Annotated in this window: 18 protein-coding genes; 11 read left to right on the top strand and 7 right to left on the bottom strand. The window is 45.1% G+C overall.

Translation table 11 applies throughout. The features are described 5' to 3' along the window. Position 1: 1 nt before the first annotated feature. From phaC to NP165_RS13805, 3 genes are all read left to right on the top strand, one after another. Positions 2 to 1,801 carry a class I poly(R)-hydroxyalkanoic acid synthase gene (phaC, locus tag NP165_RS13815; RefSeq protein ID WP_257086310.1) on the top strand — a complete coding sequence of 600 codons (1,800 nt, stop codon included), beginning with the start codon at positions 2 to 4 and terminating at the stop codon, positions 1,799 to 1,801. Positions 1,802 to 1,960: 159 nt separating this feature from the next. After that, a complete protein-coding gene (locus NP165_RS13810) occupies positions 1,961 to 2,653 on the top strand; it encodes an aspartate/glutamate racemase family protein (protein ID WP_257086309.1) in 693 nt (230 codons plus the stop codon). Then, positions 2,650 to 3,819 carry an MFS transporter gene (locus NP165_RS13805; protein ID WP_257086308.1) on the top strand — a complete coding sequence of 390 codons (1,170 nt, stop codon included), beginning with the start codon at positions 2,650 to 2,652 and terminating at the stop codon, positions 3,817 to 3,819. The genes NP165_RS13810 and NP165_RS13805 overlap by 4 nt, the downstream gene beginning before the upstream one ends. 5 nt (positions 3,820 to 3,824) lie before the next feature. Here the strand turns inward: NP165_RS13805 and fdhD are convergent, their stop codons facing one another. Further along, a complete protein-coding gene (gene fdhD, locus NP165_RS13800) occupies positions 3,825 to 4,655 on the bottom strand; it encodes a formate dehydrogenase accessory sulfurtransferase FdhD (protein WP_257086307.1) in 831 nt (276 codons plus the stop codon). Positions 4,656 to 4,703: 48 nt separating this feature from the next. Then, positions 4,704 to 5,588, bottom strand: a complete 885-nt coding sequence (locus tag NP165_RS13795) for a LysR family global transcriptional regulator AcsS (protein ID WP_257086306.1) — start codon at positions 5,586 to 5,588, stop codon at positions 4,704 to 4,706. Between the two features lie 558 nt (positions 5,589 to 6,146). Between NP165_RS13795 and NP165_RS13790 the strand changes: the two genes are divergently transcribed. Beyond that, positions 6,147 to 8,471, top strand: a complete 2,325-nt coding sequence (locus NP165_RS13790; RefSeq protein ID WP_257086305.1) for an FdhF/YdeP family oxidoreductase — start codon at positions 6,147 to 6,149, stop codon at positions 8,469 to 8,471. Positions 8,472 to 8,564: 93 nt separating this feature from the next. Here the strand turns inward: NP165_RS13790 and NP165_RS13785 are convergent, their stop codons facing one another. Beyond that, positions 8,565 to 9,206, bottom strand: a complete 642-nt coding sequence (locus NP165_RS13785; RefSeq protein ID WP_257086304.1) for a murein L,D-transpeptidase catalytic domain family protein — start codon at positions 9,204 to 9,206, stop codon at positions 8,565 to 8,567. Between the two features lie 546 nt (positions 9,207 to 9,752). Next, complete coding sequence (locus tag NP165_RS13780) at positions 9,753 to 10,931, bottom strand: lytic polysaccharide monooxygenase (protein ID WP_257086303.1); 1,179 nt, start codon at positions 10,929 to 10,931, stop codon at positions 9,753 to 9,755. 210 nt (positions 10,932 to 11,141) lie between these two features. Between NP165_RS13780 and NP165_RS13775 the strand changes: the two genes are divergently transcribed. After that, positions 11,142 to 11,780, top strand: a complete 639-nt coding sequence (locus tag NP165_RS13775) for an alanine--tRNA ligase-related protein (RefSeq protein WP_257086302.1) — start codon at positions 11,142 to 11,144, stop codon at positions 11,778 to 11,780. A gap of 147 nt (positions 11,781 to 11,927) precedes the next feature. Here the strand turns inward: NP165_RS13775 and NP165_RS13770 are convergent, their stop codons facing one another. From NP165_RS13770 to NP165_RS13760, 3 genes are all read right to left on the bottom strand, one after another. Continuing rightward, positions 11,928 to 12,272: a hypothetical protein gene (locus NP165_RS13770; RefSeq protein WP_257086301.1), complete on the bottom strand. Its 345-nt coding sequence runs from the start codon at positions 12,270 to 12,272 to the stop codon at positions 11,928 to 11,930. A 375-nt stretch (positions 12,273 to 12,647) separates the two neighbouring features. Further along, the gene (locus NP165_RS13765; RefSeq protein WP_257086300.1) at positions 12,648 to 14,351 is read right to left on the bottom strand and encodes an FAD-dependent oxidoreductase; all 1,704 of its coding nucleotides are present in this window, start codon (positions 14,349 to 14,351) and stop codon (positions 12,648 to 12,650) included. Between the two features lie 11 nt (positions 14,352 to 14,362). Continuing rightward, positions 14,363 to 14,548, bottom strand: coding sequence for a YgaP family membrane protein (locus NP165_RS13760; protein ID WP_257086299.1), 186 nt, complete (start codon positions 14,546 to 14,548; stop codon positions 14,363 to 14,365). A 165-nt stretch (positions 14,549 to 14,713) separates the two neighbouring features. On the opposite strand from NP165_RS13760, the gene NP165_RS13755 reads away from it, so the two are divergent. From NP165_RS13755 to thpR, 6 genes are all read left to right on the top strand, one after another. Continuing rightward, positions 14,714 to 15,022 (top strand): ArsR/SmtB family transcription factor, encoded by a 309-nt coding sequence (locus tag NP165_RS13755; protein ID WP_257086298.1) that lies wholly within the window; start codon positions 14,714 to 14,716, stop codon positions 15,020 to 15,022. A 25-nt stretch (positions 15,023 to 15,047) separates the two neighbouring features. Next, positions 15,048 to 15,467, top strand: coding sequence for a YeeE/YedE family protein (locus tag NP165_RS13750; protein WP_257086297.1), 420 nt, complete (start codon positions 15,048 to 15,050; stop codon positions 15,465 to 15,467). Between the two features lie 17 nt (positions 15,468 to 15,484). Further along, positions 15,485 to 15,943: a YeeE/YedE family protein gene (locus tag NP165_RS13745; RefSeq protein ID WP_257086296.1), complete on the top strand. Its 459-nt coding sequence runs from the start codon at positions 15,485 to 15,487 to the stop codon at positions 15,941 to 15,943. Positions 15,944 to 15,985: 42 nt separating this feature from the next. Then, positions 15,986 to 16,990: an efflux RND transporter periplasmic adaptor subunit gene (locus NP165_RS13740; RefSeq protein WP_257086295.1), complete on the top strand. Its 1,005-nt coding sequence runs from the start codon at positions 15,986 to 15,988 to the stop codon at positions 16,988 to 16,990. A 2-nt stretch (positions 16,991 to 16,992) separates the two neighbouring features. Further along, positions 16,993 to 20,154 (top strand): efflux RND transporter permease subunit, encoded by a 3,162-nt coding sequence (locus tag NP165_RS13735; RefSeq protein ID WP_257086877.1) that lies wholly within the window; start codon positions 16,993 to 16,995, stop codon positions 20,152 to 20,154. Positions 20,155 to 20,287: 133 nt separating this feature from the next. Next, complete coding sequence (gene thpR, locus NP165_RS13730; protein ID WP_257086294.1) at positions 20,288 to 20,809, top strand: RNA 2',3'-cyclic phosphodiesterase; 522 nt, start codon at positions 20,288 to 20,290, stop codon at positions 20,807 to 20,809. Positions 20,810 to 20,814 lie beyond the last annotated feature (5 nt).

Here is a 20,814-nt window from a genome sequence, read left to right as displayed (position 1 = left end):
TATGTATCAACACTTCTTTTCGGACTACCTTGTGAAGCTCCAAGAATCCAATCAAAAGTGGTGGGAAAATTTCGAAATAAACAGGGCAGCCGTAAACTCACCTCTCAACAAGGCGATGCAAGAAATCAATTTGGAAGATACTGCAAAACTTATTGAAAGTGCAGCAAATCAACCAACAATGATGCTGCAGATCCAAATGGAGTGGTGGCAGAAGCAACTTGAGATTTGGCAAAACGTAACGCTCGCGAGTAACCCGGAAGGGGTTGTTGAGCCTGAGCGTGGTGATAAGCGTTTCTCAAATCAAGAGTGGCAGCAAGACGTCTTTTACAATTTCATTAAGCAATCCTATTTATTGTTTAGCCAAACGTATCTACAAACGATTGATAGTATTGAAGGCTTGGATGAAAAGAGCAAAGAACGCCTCAGTTTCTTCTCACGTCAGGCAATCAACGCGCTTTCTCCAAGTAACTTTATCGCAACTAACCCAGAGCTGCTTAAGCTAACGATAGAGCAGAATGGGCAAAACCTGTTAGCGGGTATGGATCAGCTACGCGAAGATATTGAGTCAAGCGCCGATATCCTTAAGATCCGTATGACAAACAACAACGCTTTCCGTGTTGGTGAAGATATTGCAAATACAGCGGGTGATGTGGTGTATCAGAACGAACTGTTCGAACTGATTCAATATCGTCCGATGACTGAAAAAGTCAATGCAGTTCCATTACTGATTGTTCCGCCATTTATCAATAAGTACTACATTCTCGATCTACGAGAAAAGAACTCTATGGTTCGTTGGTTGCTTGAACAAGGTCATTCTGTATTTATGATCTCGTGGCGCAACCCAGGCGTAGAGCAGCGAAATGTAGAGTTTGGCGACTACGTGACAGAAGGTGTCGTAAAAGCTGTCGCGGCGATTGAGTCGATCACAGGGAAAGACCAGATAAACGCTGCAGGTTACTGCATTGGTGGTACTGTTCTCGCGAGTACGATCGCTTACTATGCTGCTAAGCGAATGAAAAAGCGTATTAAGAGCGCAACCTTCTTTACAACGTTACTGGACTTTTCTCAGCCAGGCGAAGTGGGTGCATACATTAATGACACTATTATTGATGCAATTACGCTGCAAAACGATGCCAAAGGTTACATGGACGGCCGTTCGTTGAGCGTTACCTTCAGCTTGCTACGTGAAAACAGCTTGTACTGGAACTACTACGTTGATAATTACCTAAAAGGTAACAGCCCAGTGGACTTCGATCTGCTGTACTGGAACAGCGACAGTACAAACGTATCGGCGGCTTGCCACAACTTTATGCTACGTGAACTCTATCTTCAGAATAAATTAATTGAAGATAAAGGCGTGAAAGTTGGTGGTGTATGGATCGACTTAGATAAGATCAAAGTGCCTAGCTACTTTGTTTCAGCTAAGGAAGACCACATTGCACTATGGCAAGGCACTTATCGTGGCGCACTGAAAGTAGGTGGTAATAAAACGTTCGTACTTGGTGAATCTGGTCATATTGCTGGTATCGTTAACCATCCAGCAAAAGGCAAATACGGTTACTGGGTGAACGAATCGCTAGACGAAAATGCCGACGAGTGGCTAGCAAATGCGCAGCATACTGAAGGCTCTTGGTGGACACATTGGAATCAATGGCTACAAGGCTTTAACCCTGCAGAGCAGGTAGAGCCGTTTAGCGTTGGTAATGATGAATTCCCAGTGCTTGCACCAGCGCCAGGTAGTTATGTGAAACAAGTGCTACCGATTGAAGTCGAGCAGCCAGTGAAAGAAGAACAAGTTTAAACGGTCTTCTTCCTCCCTAGGAAATATTGCCCCAATTTTTTGGGGCTTTTTTTGTTTTTGGAAGGCGAAATACTGACAAGTTAGATAATGAGTAGCGTTTGCAAATTACATCTAGATTTGCTTAATTGATAATCAGTTATGGATGAGTAAGGACATGGTATGAAAACGATCGGAATCATCGGTGGTATGAGTTGGGAATCGACGGTTACCTATTACCAAGAACTAAATAAGGCGGTTAAGCATATAGAAGGCGGTTTTCACTCAGCTAAGGTGATCATCAATAGCATAGACTTTGCGGAAATCGAAGTGCTGCAACGGTTAGGAAGATGGGACGAAGCAGCCACCATTTTGTGTGATGCCGCCAAATCGCTTGAAAAAGCGGGTGCAGATTTGTTACTCATTGCGGCGAACACCATGCATATTGTCGCGGATCAGGTCGAAGAAGCCGTCAACATTCCTCTGATTCATATCGTAGACGCAACTGGCCAAAAATTAGTTGAGCAGGGGATTTCTAAGATTGGCTTACTGGGAACGGCCTTTACAATGGAGCAAGCGTTTTACAAACAGCGTTTAACCGATAAATTTGGTATTGAAGTCATTGTGCCAAATGGTGTTCAGCGACGCTTGGTTCACGATGTTATCTATGATGAACTCTGTTTGGGTAAGATCAACCAAACTTCAAAGCAAGACTACAGAGCCATCATCGACGATCTTGTGGAGAATGGCGCTCAAGGGGTAATTCTAGGTTGTACAGAGATCGGAATGCTCATTCAACAGGAAGATACGGACGTCGCACTATTTGATACCGCTCAGTTGCATGTGGAAGCGGCTATCCGCGAGGCGTTGAAATGAATCGAAACGTCTGGTTGCTCTCTATTTGCCAAGCATTATTGATGACAGGGAACATCCTTCTAATATCAGTGATTGGTTTAGTGGGGAAAACGCTCGCACCGAGCGAAAGCATGATTACCTTGCCAGTTGCGGTGCAGTTTCTTGGTTTGATGGCAGCAACTATTCCGGCGTCCCTTATTATGGGAAGATTAGGGCGAAGAAAAGGGTTTAGCATTGGCAACATTGTTGGTATCACCGGGGCCAGTATTGCGACTTATGCGTTAGCGACCGAAGCCTTTTTCTTGTTTTGTTTGGGTACTTTGCTACTTGGTGTTGGCATTGGTTTTGGTACGCTTTACCGTTTTGCTGCGATTGAGGTGTGCGATGAGGATGCAAGACACCGTGCGATTTCTATTTCCATGGCAGGAGGCGTACTCGCGGCGATGCTTGGACCGAATTTGGCCATCTATTCTCAGCAATGGTCTCCAGACGGTCTTTATGTCGGTGCATTTATGGCGCTTATCGTCTTAAATATCTGCGCATTGCTCCTTCTCCAGACCATTCGCTTCCCAGACGTAGTTCACCACCAAGATGCGCCCAAAGCGGACTCGCTAAGAGACATTGTTTCTGCTCCGAATTTTATGATGGCCGTGTTTGCGGCAATGGTTTCTTATGCGGTCATGAACATTCTGATGACTGCAACACCATTGGCAATGATAGGGTGTGGTTTTGACTTTCATAAAGCGGCGGGTGTCATTGAATGGCATGTGCTAGGCATGTTTGTTCCTGCTTTCTTTACCGGTAAGTTGATTGAGCGATTCGGAGCAAGGCAAATGATTTTGCTTGGTGGCGTGTTATTTGTGTTGTGTGTGCTGGTGAACATACATGGCCAGTCTATTTGGCACTTTTCAACCGCACTTATCCTACTTGGTGTAGGCTGGAACTTTATGTTCATTGCCGCAACAGGCTTGTTTAGTCAATCCTATGAAGCACATAACAAATCGAAAGCTCAGGCTTTTAATGAGTTCTTTGTATTCAGTTGTGTGACCATTACCGCGCTTTTGTCAGGCTGGTTAGAGTCTACAATCGGATGGGAATCAATGAATATCTACGTGCTTCCATTTGTTATCGCCGTCATATTGCTATTTGGTCTGAATACCTACAAAGCTCAAAAACTGACGGCTTAAACCGATTAAGGGGCAGGGCTGTACAGTCTCGGTGCCCCATTTTTGGGTAGATGGATAAGGTTTAAGTGGTTCTTTCTCGCCCATTCAACGGTCAACGCGGTTGGAGCGGATAAGCAGACTAAAGTGGGAATGCGAGCACGCACAGCTTTGTGAATGAGTTCTAAGCTACAACGGCTGGTCATGATCGCAAATCCACTTTCAGGAGCAATGTGGTTATTCGCCAATGCCCCAATAAGTTTATCTAACGCGTTGTGTCGTCCTATGTCTTCACGGCACGCCACAATATCCCCTTGTAGGTTGGCAAATAGAGCCGCGTGCAGTGCGCCCGACTCTTTTGCAGCCTCTTGTTGCTCGGCTATTTTTTCCCTTAGCCCTTCAAATACGAACACGCGAGGAGGAAGTGTTGGAGTCAGCGGCTCTAGATCGGGCAGCGCTTGCTCCAGAGCTTCAACGCCACAAATACCACAGCCTGTGGTTCCCGCCAGATTTCGTCGCTGGGTTTTTAGTGCCCAAAATGCACGATTGTTAATTTCAACGTCAGCATAGTGGGATTCGCTGTTACCGCCAATTTCGATGCCTTTGATCTCTTTAAAATCATGGACAATACCGGTACTTAAGCTAAACCCTTTCACAAAGTCTTCTAAATGACCCGGAGTGACCATCATCACGGCTTGACTAATACCATTGTAACTAATGGCGAGTGGCGATTCACTGGCAAGCGGTGTGCAGTGCAAAGGTTGCCCATCGGTTAATTCGCGATAGTTATACTCACTTGGCTGAGGTGGTTCTTGATTGAAGTTTTCTGGTTCAATATAGGGTTGAGTTGTACATCTCATGAATTCACCTCACAAGCCTTACAGGGCATGATTACTCGCTAGCGCGTATTATTGATTAAATATGTTTTTAGCTTCTAAGAAGCATTGGTCTGTCAGGGCAGAAAACGGTTCTTGTTTTCGTTTTAGTAACCCCAAAGGCGCGTGAACAACGGCTTCTTCAATCGGAACAATACGGAGCGTGTCGTTTAATTCCTCAAGACCACAGTTGAGTGGCATAATCGCGCAGCATAACCCACTCGTTACCGCTTGAATTAAATGGAACGTCGAGTTGCTCTCAATGACGGTTTGTGGAACCAGTCCTTTACTGACAAAACTGAGGTCAATGGAGTGGCGGTAATGCATGCCTTTTGATAAGAGTCCAAGCGGTATCGTGTTGAGTGACTCCCACATAATTTCTGACTCTGCAAAATCAAAATGTCGTTCATCGAACAACACGCCAAGTTTGGTGGCGTTGAGCTCTATCACGTCGAAATAGGCGGTGTTGACTTGGTCAACGTAGCACATGCCTAAATCCAGCTGATTACGATTGAGCTGGTCTATGATCTGTTCAGATGTCATCGAAAGTACTTGAAACCGTAACTCCGGGAAACGCTCAGCAAGGGGTTTTAGCAATTGCATAGGGTTTTGGCTTGCTAGCGGTACCATACCAAGCCTTAAAGAACCGACAAGCTGCCCTCGACAATTGGCTGCTTCCGCCTGTAACCCATCGTGAGCGGCTAATACCGTTTTCGCCCAAGCCAATATTCTTTCGCCGGCTTCTGTAAATCCTTCAAATCTTTGACTTCTTTGTATTAATTCAAGGTCGAGTTCTTCTTCCAAGCTGCGTATTCTCATAGAGAGCGTAGGCTGGGTGATATGGCATAATGCCGCTGCTTGGCCAAAGTGTTTGGTCTGTTCTAATGCAATCAAATATTTGAGCTGTTTAATATCCATAGGGAGAGGTTTCACCTTTTTGTCGACGCTCGTGCACGCATAAGTAAAGTGCTCCGCTTTTTTAGTTGATCATTGGATTCAAAACATCCAAGTCATGGCAAAACAGCACTTAAAATTGATCTAAATCAAGGTTATTCCTGATGAAGGTAGGGGTCAAATCTAAAGTATCTATAGTGTGATAGATGTAATCTATTACGATTTAACCTGTCGCTACGGGCATTCTCTTTAAGTTGGACTGGCCAGTGGGCGTATGATTGAGAAGTGCCATCAATAAAATTGATTGTAAATGTGATGCCCATCAAATAAATCAGCGAGTGATAGATTTTGTCTATCATGCGGTCAGGGATATCAATTGGACTCATATTTGATAACGGCATAATCTTTGATTTAGATCAAAGCGAGACATCGCTGGATGCAAATCAAAATCTATAAATAGTCGGCAGGTATCAGTTTCCACTGCGTTAACGCCCTTTCATTACTTACGCATTATCTTTATAACGCGCTTGTTGCCTCGGGTCAGCCTGTCTTCTGACGTTCCTATTCTTGAGGAGTAAAGTCGTGAGCCAAAAAGAACAAATAAAAGCATATAAAGGTCCTGCGGGTGGTTGGGGAGCATTAAAAGCGGTCACTAAAAGCTGGTGGGGTAGCGAGAATGCCGTTAAGAACATTCGTACCATGCTGAAAACCAACCAAAACGGTGGCTTTGATTGCCCCGGCTGTGCGTGGGGAGAATCGCCTGAAAGCGGAAAAGTTAACTTCTGTGAAAATGGCGCTAAAGCGGTCAACTGGGAAGCGACTAAACGACTCGTCGATCCTGAGTTCTTTTCTCATCACAGTGTCACTTCTATGTTGAAGCAGACGGATTATTGGCTGGAGTATCAGGGCCGCATCACTCATCCAATGAGGTACGATGCTAAAACCGATCACTATGTTCCCATCAATTGGGAGGATGCTTTTGAGTTAATTGCACTGCACCTTAACCAACTTGAATCTCCTCACCAAGCTGAGTTCTACACCTCTGGCCGTGCGAGTAACGAAGCTGCATTTTTGTACCAGTTATTTGTGCGCGCATTTGGTACAAACAACTTCCCTGATTGTTCAAATATGTGCCATGAAGCGAGCGCAATTGGCATGAAAGATACCATCGGAGTAGGTAAAGGCACGGTCATTTTCGATGATTTCGAGAAAGCAGACGCCATTTTTGTTATTGGCCAAAATCCGGGAACAAACCATCCGCGCATGCTTGAGCCTCTTCGTGAAGCGGTAAAACGTGGCGCGCAGGTTATCTGCATTAACCCTCTAAAAGAACGTGGATTGGAGCGCTTTCAGAATCCGCAATTGCCGGTTGAAATGCTGAGTAACGGTTCTGCCCCGACTAACACCGCCTATATACGCCCATCTCTGGGGGGGGATATGGCAGTATTTAGGGGGATCGCCAAGTTCCTACTTCAGTGGGAGCGTGAAGCGATCGCGACCAATGGAAAGGCAGTATTTGATCGCGAGTTCTTGAGCGAGCATACAACTGGTGTTGATGAATATCTTGCGGAAGTCGATGCGACGACATGGGAGCATATCACTGAGCAATCTGGCTTAGAACTCAGTGAGATCGAAATGGTCGCAAGTATGTATCGACGTGCGGAAAGAGTAATCACCTGTTGGGCTATGGGACTGACACAGCACCGCCACTCAGTACCGACAATAAAAGAAGTCGCCAATGTGCAGATGTTACGAGGTAACGTCGGAAAGCCAGGCGCGGGACTGTCACCTGTACGTGGACACAGCAACGTTCAGGGCGACCGCACGATGGGGATCGATGAAAAGCCATCAGATATGTTGTTGGATAGCATTGAACGTCGCTTTAACTTCGAGGTTCCAAGAGGTGTTGGTCATAACACTGTGCAAGCGATTAAAGCAATGGAAGAGCTTCAGTCCAAGGTCTTTATCGGCTTAGGCGGTAATTTTGCTCAAGCAACGCCAGACACAGAACGCACGCACAAGGCGATGAAAAATTGTGATTTAACCGTGCACATTTCTACTAAGCTGAACCGCTCGCATTTAGTGACTGGTAAAGATGCGTTGATACTTCCGTGTTTGGGGCGCACAGAGGTCGATACTCAGGCAAATGGCCCGCAAGGGGTGACGGTAGAAGACACCTTTAGCATGGTGCACATTTCATATGGTCAACTTAAGCCACGCTCGGAGTCTCTGCGTTCAGAGCCTGCGATTATCGCGGGTATAGCGAATGCTACGCTTGGTACGCATCCAATAGATTGGAATTGGGCGATTGAAGATTATGATCGTATTCGTGATTTGATTGCAGACACCATCCCAGGGTTTACTAATTTCAATGAAAAGCTGAAAAATCCGGGCGGATTCCATCTGGTTAACCCAGCCGCGCAGCGTACATGGAACACACCAAGTGGTAAAGCTCAGTTCGGTGCAAGTCCGTTGCCTAAGCAGCTGATTAGCGAAGCGATTTTGGAAAAGGGCGAAAAGCCGGATCTCATACTTCAGACGATGCGCTCACATGACCAGTACAATACTACGCTGTACGGCTTAAACGACCGTTATCGTGGGGTGTTTGGCATGAGAGAGGTGCTGTTCATCAACGAAGCCGATATTAGAAAGCTCGGATTTGAACCGGGAGACAAAGTCGACATGGTGTCAATGTGGGAAGACGGTATCGAACGTAAAGTAAGCGGTTTTACGCTGGTTGCGTATGACGTGCCAGCTGGTCAAGCCGCCGCTTATTATCCAGAAACTAACCCTCTTGTGCCACTCGATAGCTACGGGGACAGAACGTTTACACCAACATCGAAGTTCATCGCGATCAAGTTGGAAAAATCAACATCGGATGAAATCTCGCTTGTAACGAGTGAATAAATGAGTAAGTAAACAAATAAAAAAAACGGCTGATAGTGATTATCGGCCGTTTTTTTATCATGGAAGTATCTACAAATGAGCGGTAAGTGCGAGCTATGCACTTGCATAGATTACGCTGCCACCTTTGATGGTATCAATGATCTTACGAGACAAGGTTTTCGGTAGTGCAGGGCATCCCCAGCTTCGGCCAAGATATCCGTGTTTTCGTATGAATGACTCATTCGCATAGTTGGCACCATGAATAACGATGTAGCGCTGTCTTGCCTTATCATTAACACCTGCGGTTAGGCCGTCTAATCGAAGGGAATAGCCGTTCGAACCGTAGTAGGTAGAATCCGTCAAAAATGTCCCAAGCGATGTCTTACGAGAGTTGATGATGTTCGAAAACTGTGTCGCTACTTTTTGGCCACTATTTACACCGTGCGCAACGTAAGTATTGAAAACTAACTTCTTCTTATTTAAGTCTACGACATAAAAACGTTTTTCTGTCGAGGGCTTACTGTAGTCTATGATGGTTAATAATGGTTTTTTCTTTCCGGGTGTATTCTTATAAGCAATATACGCTCGGTTGAATAATTGGTAATCCACAACACCATCAAGTTTTGCATCTTTATACGTGTTTTCAACAAGTTGAAATGTAACTAATCCTTCCTGCTTTGTAATTGAGTCTTTAGAATAAGATGGCACGGCAAAGATCACCGACGCCGAAAGTACCAGTGCAATGATTGTTTTCATTTTAAATTATTAATTTTCTTGTTTTTCGAATGTTTTTATATAACGCACATTCGTTATTCACCTAGATGAAATCCATTCTAATTATAGAGTTAAGAGATATGCATCTCATGGATTAATAGTGAGTTGGCGTTATGATGTCTGTGTTTTTGTTCTTTGTAATTAATTGATTTTTATTGTTTTTAATTAAATTCCATTTAAGTTTTTAGTGTTGGAGCTGAATTTTATATGATCTGACTGATCAATAAAACCAAGTGTCTGAAATTAAATTATTAACAATTATTAAATTAAACAACGTTTAAATATTTTAGGGGTAATTAAATTCAGTTAATTCAGGTATATAATTTAACGATATTAATTTGGTTTCTTATATTGGATTAAATTGTGGTTAATGTTTGATTGCTCATTTTTTAACAGGTTCATCTTTGTTTGTGTTAGTCGAACGTATATTTGAATGGTCAAATTAAAAGAAGAAGCCCTTCTATTGAGTTAGAAGGGCTTAAGTCGGTGTAATCAAGTGGTTGAGTCGCTAAACTAAGTGACTAAATATTAGCGCCAAACTCCCCATTGACCCGCGGTACGTGGTTCTTCGCCTCGTGTCCACCACTGAGCTGTCCATTCTTGACCATTGTGCGTCACAGTATCGCCCTTGTTGTAGACAGAACCCTTATCCCAAAGGTTGGTTGGTTCTGTTGGTTTTGGTATTTCGGCTTTGATGTGTGATAACGCGTAACTGAACGACTCATTTGGCGCTAACACTTGGTTAGAGTAAATGTTTTTGGCATCGAACATGTAGTGATCCATCTCTTGATGCCAGAAACCCACGTACCAATCGCCAGTTTGTTGAGAGTTAAACATATCTGCGATTTCCGCAGCCCAAGTTGTGGTGTTGGTTGCGGTGATTGGCAGAGACAAATCAACAATCTCTGAACCTGTGGCATCAAAGGTACGGAAGCGAATGGTATCACCAGAGGCGACAGGCCCGAATCCTTGCTGTACAAAGTAGCCAAGTGCAGAGAGGTTATTGCCTGGCTCAGTTGGTGTTACTGGTTCGGTCGGTGTTGTTGTGCCAGAGCCTGAAAGGGTAATGTCACTACAGTTATAGAAACCTTCACCTACCACATCATTGCGCTGCCAGCGGGTGTATAGAATGGCGTCACCGGAACGATCCGCTGGGAACGTCACCTTGGTTCTGTAACGTTTTTCAGAGTCAACGAAGATGTTACCTGCCGTATCAATGAGCTCTAAATCATCCCAAGTTAAAGGCTTTGTTGGGTCATAGCTTGGTTTGGTGAGGTAAAACTCCCAGTAAGATGGGTTGTGTGGAGCGTGTCCAAAGAACACTAACTCAATTTGGTTGTTTTCATCTAGCGTGATGTTTGTGCGCTGCCAATGCGGTGACGGGACGTTTAACCCTTTTTTCGCAGCGTCGCCAGCAGAACATAGCTCGCCATCAGGCACAACGGCTTGAACGTGTGCCATATCGCGATAGTTTGGCACGTTTGCTGCGATTTCACTACGTTGAATGAATGGGAAAGCGCCAGAGATTTCGTGCGCCGCTTTACACGCTTGGTTCGGGATCTGGTCTGTCCAAAATCCGCCATCCAGATAACAGGTATTTTGACGTGCGCTTGGGAATTCAACCCAACCATGAGCATTGGCTTGTAATGGGCTAAGTGCCGCGATCGCACTTAAACCGAATAAAGGTAGGTTTATCTTTCGTTTCATGATTTATCCTTAAGTTAGCTTACTGACGACTACGTGATTACGTAGCGCATTGCTGACGCAACAAAGCTAACAGGAAGAGGACGACTATGGTCTTGAATAAAAAGAAAAATTGTCAGACTGTATGCCTCTTTCCATCATGTAATGTTAAAAGTTCTCATACTCGACAGGCTATTTCGAGTTACTTCAAATTCATGTGCATAGGAAGCAAAAATGACAGAAAAGGTATTCTGGATTGACCCTTACAAAACGCAGCTAAAATCCATCGTGACTCAAATATCAGGGGATGACATTGAGTTATCTCAAACGATTTTTTACGCAGAATCCGGCGGACAAGAGAGTGACAAAGGTACGATTGCAGGTGTACCTGTGGTTAAAGCCCATAAGTCGGGTACGCGGATCGTATATTCCTTGGAGTCGGCATCCGAGCTCAATGTTGGGGATGAAGTGCTGACAGAAATAGACTGGTCGAGACGTTATGCGCTGATGAAATTGCATTTCGCAGCAGAAGTGGTGTTAGAACTGTTTACCCAACGTTTTAATGGTATTCACAAAGTTGGCGCGCATATTTCTGAAGATAAAAGCCGAATTGATTTCGAATGGCCTGAAAATATAGGGGCGATACTTCCAGAGATTCAGCGCGAAGCCCAAGCATTACTAGACTCGGATTCTGTTATCGAAAGTGCTTTCTCAGATGAACCCGAAGAACGACGATACTGGAAAGTCGAAGGCTTTGCTCAAGTATCGTGTGGCGGCACGCATTTAAAACGCACCAAAGAAGTTGGCCAGATTGCGTTAAAGCGCAAAAACGTAGGTAAAGGCAAAGAGAGAGTAGAGATTAGGTTGGTGTGATTTGAGCGGTGCATACTGGACAAGCTTTCATTCTAAACCTGCTTTCAGATAATAAGTAAGTATACAGTCTGAATGATTCGCACCATCCCAGTAAAAAACGCGACCTTTACCGTCGGGCAGGCGTGCGTCAATGTGATGGTGTGAAGTTTAGGTATTTATTAGCTGCTCGATATAAACCGCTGTGAAATCGGCAAAGCTAGTGATTGGGGTGTTAAAAAACATAAGCCGTTTGTTTTTAAGATCTAACTCAAAATTGGCGCTGTCCATTTCTTTTTCGACAGTTTTTTGTTGGTATTCAGCAAGGATATCGGATTTAACGCAGTGGCCATGAGGGTCGATGGTAAATGAGAGAACTTGTATGTCCAATCCCGTTGTTGTTGATTTAGGAGAGAAGCGAATAGTTAGGGGGTTATTCATTGGTTCTATCTCGCCTATACCAAATACAGACTCTAGTACATCTACAGCAGCGTCTTGTGGAAGTATGTGCGTCATAATTTATATCCTTGTTCTAAGTTTGTAACTAATCTAGCGTGATGGTGTTGTTATGTTCGATGGCGTTCCTGACTAGGTTTTTTGTATCTTCAACTAAGGCATCTACACACATTTGACAATCGTTATATGCAATCTCGGATTCCATCGTTTGGCATAGGCAGGTGTTCTTTTGGTCACATTGCATAAGCTTCTACGGCGGTGCTCTGGTTTGCCCATTTAATCTTAGCTCAAACAGATGACACAGGCGCAAAATAGGTTTTTCCACCCTTTAGGGTAAACAAACGAGGCAGTATCTCGGGTAACAAGAAAAATGGGACAAATAGCCAGCAATAGTTTTGCTGGCTATCAATGTTTTGACAGTGCTTTTAACAGTGATTACATTTTTGCATGAAGGTAGGTACGATAACCACCGATAAGATTACGCGCTTTGTATCCATTGTTAACAAGCTGACGATACGCAACGTTACCTCGTAACCCAACTTGACAATAAATCACGATCTCTTTGTCCTTCGGCAGTTCGTTCATTCGATGGCGTAGCTGATCAACTGGGATATTGATCGCACCTTCCAAACAGCCTACCGCTTGAAGCTCACCCGGGTTGCGAACATCCAATAGAATCTGGTCTTCCGTTAAGTTGCAAATTTCATCATAGTGGATTGCTTTTGCATCGCCTTTGATAATGTTACTTGCGACAAAGGCCGCTTGGTTTATCACGTCTTTCGCGCTGCCGTAAGGTGGCGCATAGGTCAGTTCAAGGTGCTGTAGCTGCTCAACAGTCATACCCGCACGTTGTGCTACTGCCATAACATCAATGCGCTTGTCGATGCCGTCTTTACCAACCGCTTGGGCCCCTAAAATCTTGCCAGATTTCGGGTCAAACAGCATTTTGAATGACACCACTTCAGCGCCAGGGTAGTAGCTCGCATGGCTTGCTGTGTGTACGTATACTTTTTCGTACTCAATGCCATCGCGTTTCAGTTGTTTCTCATTCTTACCTGTGGACGCGACCGCAAGGTCAAATATCTTACAAATCGCTGTACCTTGTGTACCTTGGTAAGTTTCATTGCGGCCAAGCATGTTGTCTGCCGCCATACGACCTTGACGGTTTGCAGGGCCTGCGAGTGGCACTAATGTTTGTGATCCTGTCACGAAGTCTTTTTCTTCAACGGCATCCCCCACCGCATAAATGAATGGGTCGCTGGTTTGCATCATTTCATTGGTCCAGATACCACCTAACTGACCAATCTCTAAACCAGCTTCAGAGGCGAGTTTGGTTTCAGGACGGACACCAATTGCCATAATGAGGATATCGGTTGTGAGGGTTTCACCGTTATTAAGGGTTAAGTTCAGTTCACCTTCTATGTGCTGGTGCTCTTCACTTTCACCAGAGCCAAAACTCGCGATATGCTCGTTCGGGGCATACTCGACCGCTTGTAGTGCAACCCCCAGCTTCAAATCTATCCCTTTTTCGCGGATCTCGGCGTGTGCGATGCCTGCCATTTCTCTATCTACAGGCGTCATCACTTGGTCTGCCATTTCGACTAGGGTGGTTTTGATGCCAAGCTGGTGGAAGGCTTCCATCATTTCCAGACCAATAAAGCCGCCACCGATAACCGTTGCGTGTTCAGGTTTGTTCATTTGGATCGTTTGGATAATTCGATCCATATCCGGGATGTTACGCAAGGAATGAGTTAACGGGTTATCAATGCCTGGGATGGGTGGAACGACTGGGCCGGCCCCCGGACTCAGTAACAGAAAATCGTAGCTTTCTGTGTATTCACTATTGTCGATCAGATTCCTGACGGTAACGGATTTGGTGCTGCGATCGATACTTACCACTTCGTTCATCACACGAACATCAACATTGAAACGCGCTAGGAAGCTTTCTGGTGTTTGAAGCAATAATTTACTGCGTTCTTGAATGTCACCACCGATATGGTAAGGCAAGCCGCAGTTAGCAAAAGATACGAAGGGGCCTCGCTCAAACATGATGATTTCCGCATCTTCGCTAAGACGGCGAGCACGTGCAGCAGCTGACGCGCCGCCAGCAACACCACCAACAATAAGAATTCTAGTCATTTGAAACTCCGTTAATGAAAGCCTAGCTTTTTAAGGATAAAGGCCGCAGGGCATATGCCTGTAAATGCACTTTGGATCAAATTAGCGCCAATGAACACAGTAAGCCATACAAAACCACTATGAACGGTGACCGTCAATATCACAGACAGTAAAACCATTACTCCAGCAAAAACTCGAACAGCATTTTCTAAAGTCATAATCGTTCTCCTTACGAATCGATTTCCTCTGTTGGATAAGACTATAGTTCTCTAAATTAGTTTTGTCTAATGTTAATTTGTCTAAATTTAAAATATCTAAATTAGAATTGACTAATCAATGTTGTTCAGTATTATCTAATATAGATGTGTTGCTAGAGGTAAATCATGAGCGATCAAACAGTGAATCTGGCAGAGATGCAGAAAAACGCGGTAGAAGCCGCCGAGCTACTCAAAGTGATGGCGCACCCAGAAAGGCTTATGGTGCTATGCCAGCTTACTCAGGGAGAAGTTGGGGTAGGTGCGCTACAAAGTGCTTCTACGCTGAGTCAGTCTGCGTTTTCTCAGCATCTGACGGTGATGCGTAAACATGGGCTGATTAAGTCCCGTAAAGAATCACAGCAGGTATTTTATTCATTGAATGACCCTCGTGTTATTCAACTTATTCAAAATTTACAGACCACTTTTTGTGGCTAATTATTTTTAATTCTATGAGGTTTATATGACGTTTACTGTTCCTTGGGAATCGTTGGCAGGAGGCATTTTGTTGGGTATATCGGCAACGTTAATGTTGTTGGTAAATGGCAAAGTAGCGGGCATTAGTGGAATTTTGACAGGATTGATGACGCCAAAAACTCGCGACTTTGCATGGCGTTTGCTTTTTGCCATTGGAATGGTCGCTGGTGGCGTTATCGGGGTATGGGGGTTCTCAAGTGATGTGCCGCAAGTCTACTCCAGCAGCACAGCAATGTTAGCCATTGCGGGTTTATTAGTTGGGGTGGGTACGCGTTTAGGTAACGGATGTACTAGCGGACACGGAATATGTGGTATCGGGCGTCTGTCCAAGCGCTCAATGGTTGCAACGTGTATTTTTATGTTTGTTGCCGCTGTCACTGTCTATGCTCGTCTTCACTTAATTTAATTCGTGGTTGGTCAAAAATGGATAAAGTTATCTTTTGTTTAACGTCGTTGTTTTCAGGTTTTTTATTTGGGCTTGGCATGATCATTTCAGGCATGGCAGACCCAGCAAAGGTTATAGGCTTTTTGGACGTAGCAGGTAAATGGGATCCCAGTTTAATGTTTGTGATGGGTGGTGCATTGCTGGTGTTCATGCCGAGTTACTTCTTGCTTATCAAGCCAAAGCAAAAGCCAGTGGTTGCGGAAGAGTTCTGCTTAGCGACAAACAAAAAAATTGATGCTCGGCTGGTGAGCGGAGCAGCAATCTTTGGTTTAGGTTGGGGAATGGCTGGGGTTTGCCCAGGACCTGCACTTTCAAGCCTAGCGCTTGGGAACTCTGGGGTTTGGATTTTCTTTGCGAGCATGATGGTGGGTCTAGGCGCAACAAACCTATTGATTTGTCTGAAAAACGGCCGGGAATCACAGACTCAGACCGCATAGAGACTATGCTAAAAATGGAATAGCAACAAGGGAGAGGCAGCAATGAAATGGTTAACTTGGAGTATCGCAATCACTTTGGCTGCATCAGGTCAGGTGAATGCGCAAGATAAAGAAGGGCAATTCACAGTAAAAAGTGAGCAAATATCTCAGGTTATCCACTTGGATGGTGTTGTCCAGCCAGTGAACCAAGGTACGGTTGCCGCTCAAACTTCTGGTCAAGTTGTCGGTTTGCATGTTGATGTGAATGACTATGTAAAACAAGGCACTGTGCTACTTGAAATTAGCGCGGTGCAGCAATCAGCCTCTCTGGATGCAGCTCAAGCTCAATTAGCTAGTGCAATTGCCCAAAACCGAGAAGCGCAGGCTCAGGTGGCTCGTTATCGCCAGCTATTCCCTCGGGGCGCTATTTCTAGAGATCAAATGGACAATGCTGAAGCTCGCGCCCGCAGTACAGCGGCAGGAGTAAAAGCAGCGCAGGCGTCAGTAGCACAAGCGAAAGAATCACTCGGCTATACCAGTGTCACCGCACCTTATGACGGCATCGTGACGAAACGCCATGTTGAATTGGGAGAAACAGTGGCTCCCGGCACTCCGTTGTTGAGTGGCTTTTCATTGGAAATGCTAAGAGTAGAAACGGATATTCCTCAGCGCTATCAAACCTATGTCGACAATGTCGGACAATTTGACGTTATTTCTCCTCAAGGTCAGCGCATTTCACCCACAGAGTACAGCCTGTACAGTTACGCTGATCCGCAATCACATACGTTCAAAATGCGTTTGGAACTCCCTGAAAAAATGGACGCATTGTTTCCAGGAATGTGGGTAAAAACAGAGTTTCGATACGGTGAAAGCATGACTTTGCTTGTTCCCAATAGTGCTGTCGTTAGGCGAGGAGAGCTAAGCTCTGTATACCGTTTAGACGGAGAAAACAAAGTTCTCAATCCAGTACGACTCGGGCAGACATACGGAGACTCAGTCGAGGTGCTTTCGGGATTAGAAGAGGGTGATGTTATTTCGAGTGTCGCATTAGCTGTAGAAGGGAAGTAATGATGGATAAACGACTCGGTATTTCGGGTCGCGTTGCAGCGGCCTTTCAGAACTCAGCCATAACGCCATTGCTTGCCCTTGTTGGGTTGTTGATGGGGTTATTTGCGGTAATCATCACGCCCAAAGAGGAAGAACCCCAGATTGATGTCACCTTTGCGGATGTTTACATTCCTTTTCCTGGCGCATCACCAGCAGAGGTAGAAAGTTTGGTCACCAATCCCGCAGAGCAGATTGTCTCTGAAATCCAAGGGATTGATAAAATATACTCTTTTTCTCAGCCTGACGGTGCGATGATTGTTGCGATCTTCGAAGTCGGTGTGAGTCGAAACGACGCCGTGGTCAGACTCTACAACAAGCTGTATTCCAACAAAGACTGGATGCCGCAAGGTGTTGGGGTGGGCGAGCCTATTATCAAGCCCAAAGGCATTGAAGATGTCCCTATCGTCAGTGTGACGCTTTCGGACCGTACAAGTGGTTTAGATCAGCAGCAACTAACGCAAGTGGCTCATGGGCTTGAAACGGAACTCAAGCGTATCAAAGGAACCAGAGACATCTATACCATCGGTGGACACAACACCATTGTCGATGTTCGACTCGATCCTGTGAAGATGAATAGTTTTGGTATTACGCTGGATCAGCTCAACCAGCATCTACCCGCAGCCAATACAAGCTCACCTATGTTGCGATTAACGCACGATAATCAGGAATTTCCGGTACAAATTGGCCAGTTTTTGACGCGTGTTGAAGAGGTTAAGCAGCTTGTCGTGGGTTTACATAACCATACTCCGGTTTATCTAGAAGATGTCGCTGATGTCAAATTAGGTACAGACACACCTACACACAATGTTTGGACAAGCGATAAATCGGGTATATACCCAGCAGTCACCATAGCGATCGCGAAGAAAAGTGGCGAAAACGCGGTCAACGTGGCGAATGCTATCGAAAGCCGATTGGTTGAACTAGAGAATCAACTGATCCCACAGGGAGTCGCCATCGAGATCACCCGTGACTATGGTAAAACCGCAGCGGATAAGAGCAATACGCTTATTGGTAAGCTTGCGTTTGCGACAACCGCAGTGGTGGTTTTGGTGCTCATCACCATGGGCTGGCGAGAGGCACTGATCGTAGGCTTTGCTGTCGTGGTAACTTTGATGATCACCTTGTTTGCCTCTTGGGCGTGGGGATTCACACTCAATCGAGTCTCGTTGTTCGCGCTTATCTTCTCGATCGGTATCTTGGTCGATGATGCGATTGTTGTGGTCGAAAACATCCACCGTCATATGGCGAAAGGAAAAACCGCCATTAACGAGTTGATTCCTGCCGCAGTAGATGAAGTCGGTGGCCCGACGATTTTGGCAACGTTCACCGTGATTGCAGCCTTGTTACCGATGGCATTTGTGAGTGGATTGATGGGACCTTATATGAGTCCAATCCCAATTAACGCTTCTATGGGGATGATGATCTCTCTTGTGGTGGCATTTGTCGTGTCACCTTGGTTAGCGCGCCATTTTTTGAAACCTGCTGCTCATGAGGAAGGCTCGACCTCTAGTTCGATTTTTCATCGTATTATGTCACCGTTTGTAACGGCAAAAGCACAGGGCCGAAACCGTTTTATGTTGTTATTGGCAATATTGGCTTTGATTGCGGGTTCCGTTTTGTTGCCAGTTTTCCAGGCTGTTGTATTAAAAATGCTGCCTTTTGATAATAAATCGGAATTTCAGGTGGTGTTAGATATGCCAGAAGGCACCGCGCTTGAACGCACTCAGCGAGTGTTGTTTGAGCTAGGTCGTGAGTTGAATGACGTACCTGAAGTCACAGATTATCAGATCTATACCGGTACGGCCGCGCCTATTAATTTTAACGGATTAGTTAGGCATTACTTTATGCGTAACCAGTCCAATCAGGGTGATATACAGGTCAATCTGGCAGGCCGCAAAGAGCGAGATCGGGATAGTCACGAGATTGCGACAGCCGTACGACCAATTTTGAATCAAGTTGCGGAAAAGTTTGGCGGTAAAGTAAAAGTGGTGGAAGTTCCCCCAGGGCCACCAGTTTGGTCGCCAATTCTGGCAGAGGTATACGGTCCAACACCAGAAATCCGCCAGCAAGCGGCGAGGCAGATACGGGAAATATTCCGTTCTACGGAAGACATCGTTGATGTGGATATGTACTTACCTGAAACCCATCAAAAGTGGCAAGTGGTGATTGATCGCAGTAAAGCATCACACTATCAAGTCGCTTACGCGTCAATTGTGGATGCGCTTGCGACATCGGTCGGTGGCAAACCTGTCACTTATCTGCACAGCGAACACAATAAATATCCGGTGCCTATCCAAATCCAAGCTAGCGAGACAGCAAAAGTGCGACTGGAACAAGTACTGAATATGAAAGTAGGCAGTATCAACGGGAATATCTACCCATTGTCTGACTTGGTGCAAATCCGTCAAACTCGAATGGATGACTATATCGTACACAAAAACATGGTACCAATGGTGATGGTAGTGGGTGATATGGCGGGTTCGTTAGACAGCCCTCTCTATGGCATGTTTAACATCGGCAGTACGCTTGATAGCGAAATGAACTTAGAGCAGTACTACATCAACCAGCCTGATGGCTTAGAGGGTATTTCGGTATTGTGGGACGGCGAGTGGACGATAACCTACGAAACGTTCAGAGATATGGGTATCGCCTACGCTGTGGGCATGATTCTGATTTACTTACTAGTAGTAGCGCAGTTTAAGTCCTACTTGGTGCCTCTTATCATCATGGCCCCGATCCCGCTGACTATCATCGGTGTTATGCCCGGTCATGCTCTGCTTGGTGCGCAGTTTACAGCGACATCCATGATCGGGATGATTGCGTTGGCGGGCATTATTGTACGGAACTCAATACTTTTAGTGGATTTTATTAACCAACAAGTGGCGCAGGGAGTCGAGTTTAGTGAAGCCGTGATTCAGTCTGCCGCAGTTCGAGCCAAACCGATTATGCTGACAGCGCTAGCGGCTATGATCGGTGCGGTGTTTATCTTGGATGATCCAATCTTTAATGGATTAGCCATCAGTTTGATTTTTGGTATTTTTGTCTCGACAGTGTTAACTCTGTTAGTGATTCCCGTTCTTTATTATGTGGTGATGAAGGCGCGATTTGAGGCCAAAGTGAACTAGGTCCATTGCTATTAAGAGATGGCCCCGTATTGCTGCGGGGCTATTTCATAAAATATCCACCCAAGAGTCTGGATGCATACACATAACGGTAAAACTGGCATCGTTTGAACCTGTTTGTGACTGAGGTGTTCACATGAGATTGTTCTTTGCTCTGACATTCGATAATAAAGCCAAAAGCGATTTGATGACTTACCAGAATCTATTACGCGTTCATGGTATGGACGGCCGCGTTACGCCTAAACAGAACTTGCATATCACACTGGCTTTTATTGGTGAATGCACAGAGAATCAAAAGCAAACGTTAATTGATATCTTGCGACAACTGAAATCAGGCTGTGGCTCTTTACGCATTGACCATTTAGGCTCATTTCGGCAAAAGCGAAGTCGGTTGGTTTGGCTGGGAATGGCAAACAACCGTGCATTAACACGGCTACAAAAAGAGCTCGTCACAGCCTTAATAGAGCAAGGCTTTAGTACTGAATCAAAAGCCTACATTCCACATATTACCATTGTCCGTCGTGTGCCTGGTAATCCTCAATTAAAAGACATCCACATTAAGCCTCGACAAATCAGTGTTTACTCAATCGCTTTGATGGAAAGCGTGTACCAAGAAAACAGGCTGGTTTATCAAGTAATAGACGAGGTGATTCAATAGCAAAC

The organism is Vibrio japonicus, assembly GCF_024582835.1.
Taxonomy (GTDB): domain Bacteria; phylum Pseudomonadota; class Gammaproteobacteria; order Enterobacterales; family Vibrionaceae; genus Vibrio; species Vibrio japonicus.
The sequence above is the reverse complement of the archived record's forward strand: the minus strand, read 5'-3'. Positions and strand labels throughout refer to the sequence as shown.